This window comes from Neisseria sp. HMSC069H12 (genome assembly GCF_001812735.1).
GTDB lineage: Bacteria > Pseudomonadota > Gammaproteobacteria > Burkholderiales > Neisseriaceae > Neisseria > Neisseria subflava.
Genome location: NZ_KV810270.1, coordinates 1 through 9,615 on the forward strand (window position 1 = coordinate 1; position 9,615 = coordinate 9,615).

General features: G+C 64.1%; 6 protein-coding genes. All 6 read left to right on the plus strand.

The window, feature by feature from the left end:
* The first annotated feature begins 622 nt into the window (after positions 1 to 622).
* The 6 genes from cysG to cysI all read left to right on the plus strand — a co-directional run bounded on the left by cysG (position 623) and on the right by cysI (position 9,558).
* Positions 623 to 2,068, plus strand: a complete 1,446-nt coding sequence (gene cysG / locus HMPREF2872_RS05525; protein WP_070631855.1) for a siroheme synthase CysG — start codon at positions 623 to 625, stop codon at positions 2,066 to 2,068.
* Positions 2,069 to 2,079: 11 nt separating this feature from the next.
* Positions 2,080 to 2,859 carry a phosphoadenylyl-sulfate reductase gene (locus HMPREF2872_RS05530; RefSeq protein ID WP_083311742.1) on the plus strand — a complete coding sequence of 260 codons (780 nt, stop codon included), beginning with the start codon at positions 2,080 to 2,082 and terminating at the stop codon, positions 2,857 to 2,859.
* A 103-nt stretch (positions 2,860 to 2,962) separates the two neighbouring features.
* Positions 2,963 to 3,928, plus strand: coding sequence for a sulfate adenylyltransferase subunit CysD (gene cysD / locus HMPREF2872_RS05535; protein WP_083311743.1), 966 nt, complete (start codon positions 2,963 to 2,965; stop codon positions 3,926 to 3,928).
* 300 nt (positions 3,929 to 4,228) lie between these two features.
* The gene (locus tag HMPREF2872_RS05540) at positions 4,229 to 5,557 is read left to right on the plus strand and encodes a sulfate adenylyltransferase subunit 1 (protein ID WP_070631861.1); all 1,329 of its coding nucleotides are present in this window, start codon (positions 4,229 to 4,231) and stop codon (positions 5,555 to 5,557) included.
* Positions 5,558 to 5,892: 335 nt separating this feature from the next.
* The gene (locus tag HMPREF2872_RS05545) at positions 5,893 to 7,680 is read left to right on the plus strand and encodes an assimilatory sulfite reductase (NADPH) flavoprotein subunit (RefSeq protein ID WP_070631865.1); all 1,788 of its coding nucleotides are present in this window, start codon (positions 5,893 to 5,895) and stop codon (positions 7,678 to 7,680) included.
* 111 nt (positions 7,681 to 7,791) lie between these two features.
* Positions 7,792 to 9,558: an assimilatory sulfite reductase (NADPH) hemoprotein subunit gene (gene cysI, locus HMPREF2872_RS05550; RefSeq protein ID WP_070631869.1), complete on the plus strand. Its 1,767-nt coding sequence runs from the start codon at positions 7,792 to 7,794 to the stop codon at positions 9,556 to 9,558.
* Positions 9,559 to 9,615: the final 57 nt, after the last annotated feature.

Here is a 9,615-nt window from a genome sequence, read left to right on the forward strand (position 1 = left end):
AAAGCGGCTAACAGGCTAAGTGTGCCTGTTGCAGCCTAAAGGGCGGCCCGGATGCCTGATAATCCGGTATCCGGGGAGAAAAAAGGGAAATTGGGAACAAAAAACAGCCGGAAGCTTGGGTTTGGGCTTCGGCTGTTGGGTGGAGGGGGATTTTTGCAAAGGTCTCTTGGCGCAATTTCCCGTCCCGCGCCCGGCGTTTGAAACGGTTCCGTATATCGGGCTTCTTGCGAAAATCCAAACCGGGGTTGAAAGCAAAAAGCCCGGCGGAAACCCAAACCGGTCGCAAGAGGCGGGCGGGTCGGCTGAAACATTTGGATTCCGGCAACCCGGGCATCCTTACCCTGCCTGCGCGGCGGCAAACCGCAGCCTGCCCTTCCGGCATTTCCCGTTTTGCAGGAAGTCTGTTGCCCGCACGGCTACCCCCGCCTGTTTTGCGGGCGCAAACCCGAAACCGGGCGGGCGGCCTCGGCCGGCGTTCAAGATACGCGCTTAGAATAAATGTTTAGCAACAATAAGTTGCCGCGCATATAATTTTTTCTTCTATCTAATGGCGAAATCAGTCTTTCCGTTCCCCCCGCCGCTTCGCCTATGATAGGCGCACGGTTTTAGAGTGAGAACGGAAATGGACTACTTCCCCCTGTTTGCCGATTTGAAAGGCCGCCCCGTGCTGGTGGTAGGCGCGGGTCATGTGGCTTTGCGCAAAATCCGCCTGCTGCTGCGCTGCGGCGCGGTTGTCCGCATTGCGGCGGATAGGCTGCACCCGAAAGTGGCCGCGCTGCACGGCGCGGGCAGGGTGGAGTGGGCGGCGCGCGCGTTCTCGCCCGAATTGCTCGACACGGCCTTCCTCGCCGTGGCCGCCACCGACGATTCCGATTTGAACGAGCGGGTGTTCCAAGCCGCGCAGAGCCGCCGCCAGCTGGTGAACACGGTGGACGACCCCGCCCGCTGCAACTTCATCTTCCCCTCGATTATCGACCGCAACCCCATCCAAATCGCCATTTCCAGCGGCGGCAAGGCACCGGTGCTGGCGCGGCTGCTGCGCGAGAGGCTGGAAGCCCTGCTACCGCAGGGTTTGGGCGTAATGGCGCAGATTGCCGGGCAATGGCGCGGCCGCGTGAAGGCGCGGCTCGGCAGCACGACGCAGCGCCGCCGCTTCTGGGAAAGGCTGTTTGCTTCCGCCGCCTTCCGGCGTTTGGCGGAAAGCCGCCGCAGCCGCGAGGCCGGGCAGCTGGTGTGGCGGCATTTGGCCGGGGAGCAGCCGCAAAGCGGCGAAGTGGCGCTGGTGGGCGCGGGGCCGGGCGATGCCGGGCTGCTCACGCTCAAAGGCCTGCAGCGCATTCAGGAAGCCGACGTGGTGCTGTACGACGCGCTGGTGTCGGATGCGGTGCTGGATTTGGTGCGGCGCGATGCCGACAAAATCTGCGTGGGCAAGCGCGCCGGTGGCGGCAGCGTGCCGCAGGAGGAAACCAACCTCCTGCTGGTGCGCCATGCCCGTGCGGGCAAACGCGTGGTGCGGCTCAAGGGCGGCGACCCGTTCGTGTTCGGGCGCGGCGGCGAGGAATTGGAAGCCTTGCGCGAAGCGGGCATTCCGTTTGAAGTGGTGCCCGGCATCACCGCCGCACTGGGCGCGGCCGCCTACGCCGGCATCCCGCTCACCCACCGCGACCACGCGCACGGCGCGATGTTCATCACCGGCCACCGCAAAATCGACGCCGAAGCGCCCGACTGGCCTGCTCTGGCGCAGAACCGGCAAACGCTGGTGGTGTATATGGGCACGATTAAGGCCGCCGAACTTTCGCGCGAGCTGATTGCGCACGGCCGCGCCGCCTCCACGCCCGCCGCCGTCATCAGCTGCGGCACGCTGCCGCATCAGCAGGTGTTTTCCGGCAGCCTGGCCGAGCTGCCCGAATTGGCCGCGCAAGCCGCCCAGCCCGCCCTGCTGGTGATCGGCGAAACCGTGGCGCTGCGGCAGGATTTGGCCTGGTTCGGCGCCCAGCCCGGCCGGCAGGACGAACAGGGCGGCCGGTATGTGCAGCAGCCCGCCGCAGCGGCCGGACAGGCGGCGTGAGGGGGAATACCGTGAATATTCAAGAAATCCCGGTTGTCCGCGAAGAAACCGCTTCCGCCGTATCCTTCCGCCCCAAGCTGTGGCAGATTCCCCGCCCCATTTCCGCCGTGTACCAAAGGCTACCTGAAAAAACCGCCGCGCTGCGCCGCCGCCTGCTGGAAATCTACCGCCGCCACAGCCGCGTGAAGCTGGCCAGCAGCCTGGCGGTGGAGGATATGCTGATTACCGACCTGCTGGCGCAGCAAGGCCTGCGCGTGGAAGTGTTCATGCTGCAAACCGGCCGCCTCAACGCCGAAACCCTCGATTTGGCCGACGAAGTGCGCCGCCGCTACCCCGCGCTCGACTTCCGCCTCTACTACCCCGAAGAAAAAGCGGTGGAAGAATACGTGCAAACCCACGGCCTGAACGCCTTCTACGACAGCGTGGAGTTGCGCAAGCGCTGCTGCCACATCCGCAAAGTCGAGCCGCTCAACCGCGCCCTGGCTGATGCCGATGCCTGGCTCACCGGCCAGCGTCGCGGGCAGTCGGTAACCCGCAGCGAACTTACCCTGGCCGAACACGACAACGCGCGCGGCATCGCCAAATACAACCCGATTTTCGACTGGAGCGAACAGGAAGTGTGGGCCTACACCCTGCAGCAGCGCCTGCCCTTCAACGAGCTCTACCGCCAAGGCTACCCCAGCATCGGTTGCGAACCCTGCACCATGCCCGTGAAGGAAGGCGAAGACATCCGCTCCGGCCGCTGGTGGTGGGAAAGCCGCGACAGCAAAGAATGCGGCCTGCACAAATAGCCGCCGCAACCCAAAAGGCTACCTGAAAAAACGTAAGGGACTCTTCAGCTCAGCCCGCCGCAAGCCCGATATTTTCAGGTAGCCCCAGCCCGCCACGGACTGCCTGAAACCGCAACCCGAACAACCAACCCGACACAGAAAGCCCGCCATGAGCGCCACCCTGCAAAATGACCACCTCGACTGGCTCGAAGCCGAATCCGTCCACATCATCCGCGAAGTACTGGCCGAATGCCGCCACCCCGCCATCCTGTTTTCCGGCGGCAAAGACTCCGTCGTCCTGCTCGCCCTCGCCCGCAAAGCCTTCGCCGTGCCCGGGCGGAGCATCCCGCTGCCCTTCCCGCTGGTGCACATCGACACCGGCCACAACTACCCCGAAGTCATCGCCTTCCGTGACCAAACCGCCCGGGAATCCGGCGCGCGGCTCATCGTCGGCAGCGTGGAAGACTCCATCGCCAAAGGCACGGTGGTGCTGCGGCGCGAAACCGACTCCCGCAACGCCGCCCAGGCCGTCACACTGCTCGAAACCATCGAAGAGCACGGCTTCGGCGCACTGATGGGCGGCGCGCGGCGCGACGAAGAAAAAGCCCGCGCCAAAGAGCGCATCTTCTCCTTCCGCGACGAATTCGGCCAATGGAACCCCAAAGACCAGCGCCCCGAACTCTGGTCGCTCTACAACACCCGCCTGCACCCCGGCGAAAACCTGCGCGTGTTCCCCATATCCAACTGGACCGAACTCGACATCTGGCAATACATCGAACGCGAAAAGCTCGCCCTGCCGCCGATCTACTACGCCCACCGCCGCCAAGTGGTGCGCCGCAACGGCCTCTTAGTGCCCGTAACCGAACTCACCCCGCCGCACGAAGGCGAACAGATAGAAGAATTGTCCGTACGCTTCCGCACCGTGGGCGACATCTCCTGCACCTGCCCCGTGGCCAGCAGCGCCGCCACCCCCGCCGAAATCATCGCCGAAACCGCCCTGGCCGACATCTCCGAGCGCAGCGCCACCCGCATGGACGACCAAGTGAGCGAAGCTGCCATGGAGCAGCGCAAGAAACAAGGCTATTTCTAGCCCGAAGGCTACCTGAAAAAGCCCCGCACCGTTTTTCAGGTAGCCTAAAAAGCCGCAAGGCAGGCCGCAGCCCGCCAACAGACAAACGGCAAAAGCAGGCAGGGCCAGCCGCAGGCGCAGGCCGGCACAACGCCAAAGCGGATTTGGAACGCGAACGCCCGCACCCGCAAAACGGCAGCGGCGGCCTGAAAGCACTTTGCCCGCCTCATGCAGACGGAGGCAGCCGCACCTGAAACAGCGCAGACCCGCCGCCCAGGCCGTCTGAAACCCCAACAACCCACCCAAAGAAAGCCCGACATCATGACCAGCCCCCACCGCCAAGCCCCCCTGCGCTTCATCACCGCCGGCAGCGTGGACGATGGCAAATCCACCCTCATCGGCCGCCTGCTCTACGACAGCAAAGCCCTGCTCGGCGACCAGGTACGCCGCCTCGAAAGCAGCCGCAGCCAAGGCGCGATCGATTTCTCCGCCCTCACCGACGGCCTCGAAGCCGAACGCGAACAAGGCATCACCATCGACGTGGCCTACCGTTATTTCGCCACCGCCCGCCGCAAATTTATCATCGCCGACACCCCCGGCCACGAACAATACACCCGCAACATGGTAACCGGCGCCTCCACCGCCCACGCCGCCGTATTGCTCATAGACGCCGCCCAGCTCGATTTTTCCCAACAGCCGCTGCAACTGCTGCCGCAAACCAAACGCCACTCCGCCATCCTGCACCACCTGCTCTGCCCGCACATCATCGTGGCCGTCAACAAAATGGACTTGCTCGGCTTCAGCCAAGAAAAATTCAACGCCGTCGCCGCCGCCTACCGCGAACTGGCCGACACCCTCGGCCTGCCTGAAACCCGCTTCATCCCCATCTCCGCCCTCAATGGCGACAACATCGTGCACGAAAGCGCCCACACCCCGTGGTACCAAGGCGGCTCGCTGCTGCAAGTGCTGGAGAGCCTGCCCGCAGGCGAAGGTGTGCCCGAAGCGCCGCAAGACTTCCATTTCCCCGTACAGCTCGTACAGCGCGCCGACGGCAGCAAACAGGACGACTTCCGCGGCTACCAAAGCCGCCTCGAAGCCGGCAGCGTGCGCGTGGGCGACAAAGTCCGCGTCGAACCTGCCGGGCTCGAAAGCAGCGTGCGCGGCATCATCGGCCTCAAAGGCAGCGTGGATCAGGCAACCGCAGGCGAACCCGCCACCCTCCTCCTCGCCGACGACATCGACATCTCGCGCGGCGACACCATCCTTTCCGCCGCCAGCCAGCTTGCGCCGCAGCGCCGCCTTGCCGCCACCCTGTGCTGGTTCGACAGCCGCCCGCTCAACCCCGCCCGCAAATACCTGCTCAAACACACCACCCGCACTGTGCCCGCCAAAATCGCCGCCGTACGCCGCGTGTGGGACGTGCATACCCTCAGCCACTCCGCCGGGCGCAACACGCTGGAAATGAACGACCTGGGCGAAGTCGAGCTCGCGCTGGCGCAACCCGTCGTCTGCACCCCCTATGCCGCCAACCCCGCCACCGGCGCCTTCATCCTGATAGACGAAGCCACCAACCACACCGCCGCCGCCGGCATGATACTGGCCGACGCAGAAGCGGCAGGCGAAACGCAGCAGGTAGAACAGGCTACCTGAAAACCCGACGGCCAACTTTCAGGCAGCCCGCAGATCGGGCATAAATGCCGAACAGAACAAACAAAGGCCGTCTGAAATCGCCACCTTTTCCCGAGAGGGAAGGCTGCCTGAAACACAATCCGGCAGCCGACCACCCGCCGTACCACCGGAGCGCGGACACCCGTTCACCGTACGCAAGACGGGCTACCTGAAAACTTAACGACCAAATTTCAGGTAGCCCGCAGCAAGATTAGCAAGAGTAGGTTGGGTTAGGCTGCAAGCCATAACCCAACAATCCGCCCCTTTAATTTTCAGGTAGCCCCAGCCCATAACAAACCCATCCCAAGGAACCCGCCATGAACCCTCTTCCCCCCGAACTCGCCGCCCAAATCGCCGCGCTCAACCCCCTGCAGCTGGCCTGGCTCTCCGGCTACTGCTGGTCGCAGGCCGGTGGGCAGGCCGTGCAGCCCGGCATCGGTGCGCCTGCCGCCGCAGCCCCCGCTCCGGCCGCCCCCGCCGCCGAACCCCTGCGCGTGGCCGTGATTTCCGCCTCGCAAACCGGCAACGCCCGCAAAGTGGCCGCAGAGCTGCAGCAAAGGCTCGCCGCCGCCGGCGTGAACGCCGTCCATGCCGCCGCCGCCGACTACAAGCCCAAAAACATCGCCGGCGAACAACTCGTGCTGCTCGTTACCTCCACCCAGGGCGAGGGCGAACCGCCCGAAGAAGCGCTCAGCCTCTACAAACTGCTCAGCGGCAAAAAAGCCCCCAAGCTTTCCGGCCTCAAATTTGCCGTGCTCGGGCTGGGCGACTCCAGCTACCCCATGTTCTGCGGCGCGGGCAAAAGTTTCGACGAGCTGTTAGCCAAACTCGGCGGCGAACGCCTGCTGGAGCGGCAGGATTGCGACTTGGAATACCAGGCCGAAGCCGCCGCCTGGCTGGACAAAATCGTGCCGCTGGTGGGCAGCCTGGCCGCCGCGCCCGCCGCCGCAACTGGTACGGGCAACGCTTCCGGCAGCCCCGCCCCCGCCGCGCCCGCATCCGCCTACAACAAGGCCAACCCCTTCCCCGCCACCCTGCTCGTCCGCCAGAAAATCACCGGCCGCGATTCGGAAAAAGACGTGCGCCACATCGAAATCGACCTCTCCGGCTCCGGCCTGCAATACCGCGCGGGCGACGCGCTGGGCGTATGGTTTGAAAACGACCCCGCCGTCGTGGACGAAATCCTCGCCGCCGTCTCGCTCAAGGGCGACGAGCCGGTGAATGCGGGCGGGCAGGGCAAAACCGTGCGCGAAGCCCTGCTGCACGATTGGGAAATCGGCCTGAACACCCCGCAGTTCGTGCAGGGCTACGCCGAAATCTCCGGCAATCCCGAGCTGAAGCAGGCCGCCGCCGACGCTTCCGCCTACGCCGCCGCCAACCCGATTGCCGGTATCGTGTCGCAATACCCCGCCGCGCTCACCGCCGAGCAGCTCGCCGGCCTGCTGCGCCCGCTCGCCCCGCGCCTCTACTCCATCTCCTCCGCGCCCGAAGAAGTGGGCGAGGAAGTACACCTCACCGTGGGCGTGCTGCGCTACGAACACAACGGCATCCCGCGCACCGGCGCCGCCTCCGGCTTTCTGGGTGAACGTTTGGAAGAAGAAGGCAGCGTGCGCGTGTTCGTGGAGGAAAACCCCCGCTTCAGGCTACCTGAAAACCCCGACACGCCCGTAATCATGATCGGCGCGGGCACCGGCGTCGCCCCCTTCCGCGCCTTCATGCAGCAGCGTGCCGCCAACGGCGACAGTGGCAAAAACTGGCTGATTTTCGGCAACCAGCATTTCACCCAAGACTTCCTCTACCAAACCGAATGGCAGGGTTGGGCGAAAGACGGCCTGCTCAACAAATACGACTTCGCCTGGTCGCGCGATCAGGAAGAGAAAATCTACGTGCAGCACAAAATCCGCGAAGAAGCCGCCGAACTGTGGCAATGGCTGCAGCAGGGCGCGCACATCTACGTGTGCGGCGACGCCTCGCGCATGGCCAAAGACGTGGAGCAGGCCCTGCTCGACACCATCGCCGAACAAGGCGGCCTGAGCGCCGACGACGCAGACGAATACCTCGACAACCTGCGCCAGGAAGGCCGCTACCAGCGCGACGTGTATTGAAAACAGCGGCTGTTTTTCAGGCAGCCCCGCCAGGCAAAAAAAGGCTACCTGAAAATGGAAAACCGCCTTTCAGACAGCCCCAAAACAACCCAAACCCAAAGGAACCCAACCATGACCACCCCCGACCCCCGCGCCAAACTCCCCGCCACCCCCCTGGCCGACAACGAACGCCTCAAAGGCCAGAGCCGCCACCTGCGCGGCACCATCGCCCAAGACCTCGGCGACGGCCTCACCGGCGGCTTCAACGGCGACAACTTCCAGCTCATCCGCTTCCACGGCATGTACGAGCAGGACAACCGCGACATCCGCGCCGAGCGGAACGACCAAAAGCTCGACAATCTCAAAAACGTCATGCTGCGCTGCCGCCTGCCCGGCGGCGTGATCACCCCGCAGCAGTGGCTGGGCATCGACCAATTCGCCGGCAGCCACACCCTCTACGGCTCCATCCGCCTCACCAACCGCCAAACCTTCCAATACCACGGTATCCTCAAGCCCGACATCAAAGCCGTGCACCAATGGCTGCACAAACTCGGCCTCGACTCCATCGCCACCGCAGGCGACGTGAACCGCAACGTCCTGTGCACCAGCAACCCCGTGGAAAGCAGCCTGCACCGCGAAGCCTGGGAATGGGCGAAGAAAATCAGCGAACACCTCCTACCCAAATCCCGCGCCTACGCCGAAATCTGGCTCGACGGCGAAAAAGTGGAAACCACCGAAACCGCCCCCCTGGCTGAAGGTGTGAAAAGCGGCGACGACACCGAACCCGTACTCGGCGCCAGCTACCTGCCGCGCAAATTCAAAACCACCGTCGTCATCCCCCCGCACAACGACGTAGACCTGCACGCCAACGACTTAAACTTCGTCGCCATCGGCGAAAACGGCAAACTCATCGGCTTCAATGTACTCGTGGGCGGCGGCCTCTCCATGGAGCACGGCAACACCAAAACCTACCCCGACACCGCCCGCGAATTCGGCTTCATCGGGCTCGACAAAGTGCTCGACTGCGCCGCCGCCGTCGTTTCCGTGCAGCGCGACTGGGGTAACAGGAGCGACCGCAAAGCCGCCAAAACCCGCTACACCCTCGAGCGCGTGGGCACGGAAGTATTCATCGCCGAAGTGGAAAACCGCATGGGCGCGAAATTCCAGCCCATCCGCCCCTACGAATTCACCACGCGCGGCGACCGCATCGGCTGGGTGCAGGGCGAAGACAAAAAATGGCACCTCACCCTCTTCATCGAAAACGGCCGCATCACCGACGCGCCCGGCTGCCCGCTCAAAACCGGCCTGCGCGAAATCGCCAAAATCCACAAAGGCGACTTCCGCCTCACCGCCAACCAAAACCTCATCGTGGCCGGCGTGGCCGCCCGCGACAAGGCCAAAATTGAAAAAATCGCCTGCGAACACGGCCTCATCAACGACAAAGTGAGCAAACAGCGCGAAAACAGCATGGCCTGCGTCGCCCTGCCCACCTGCCCGCTGGCCATGGCCGAAGCCGAACGCTTCCTGCCCCAATTCCTCAACCATGTGGACGAAATCATGGCAGAAAACGGCCTGTCCGAAGAGCACATCGTTTTGCGCGCCAACGGCTGCCCCAACGGCTGCGGCCGCACCATGCTGGCCGAAATCGGCCTCGTGGGCAAAGCCGTGGGCCGCTACAACCTCTACGCCGGCGGCAACCGCCAAGGCACGCGCATCCCCCGCCTTTACAAAGAAAACATCACCGAACCCGAAATCCTCGCCATCCTGCGCGAATGGATTGCCGGCTGGGCAACAGGCCGCGAACCGGGCGAAGGCTTCGGCGACTATGCCGTGCGCACCGGCATCGTCCAACCCGTGCTCGACCCCCCGCGCGATTTTTGGAAAGCATCTGCCGCCTGATTCGGCAAGAAAAAGGCTGTATGACACCTTTGCAAAATCCCCCAAAATCCCCTAAAT

Coding starts and splice junctions, on each gene's coding strand:
- HMPREF2872_RS05540 (WP_070631861.1), top strand. CDS start 4,229: ATGACCAGCCCCCACCGCCAAGCCCCCCTGCGCTTCATCACCGCCGGC.
- cysI (WP_070631869.1), top strand. CDS start 7,792: ATGACCACCCCCGACCCCCGCGCCAAACTCCCCGCCACCCCCCTGGCC.
- HMPREF2872_RS05545 (WP_070631865.1), top strand. CDS start 5,893: ATGAACCCTCTTCCCCCCGAACTCGCCGCCCAAATCGCCGCGCTCAAC.
- cysG (WP_070631855.1), top strand. CDS start 623: ATGGACTACTTCCCCCTGTTTGCCGATTTGAAAGGCCGCCCCGTGCTG.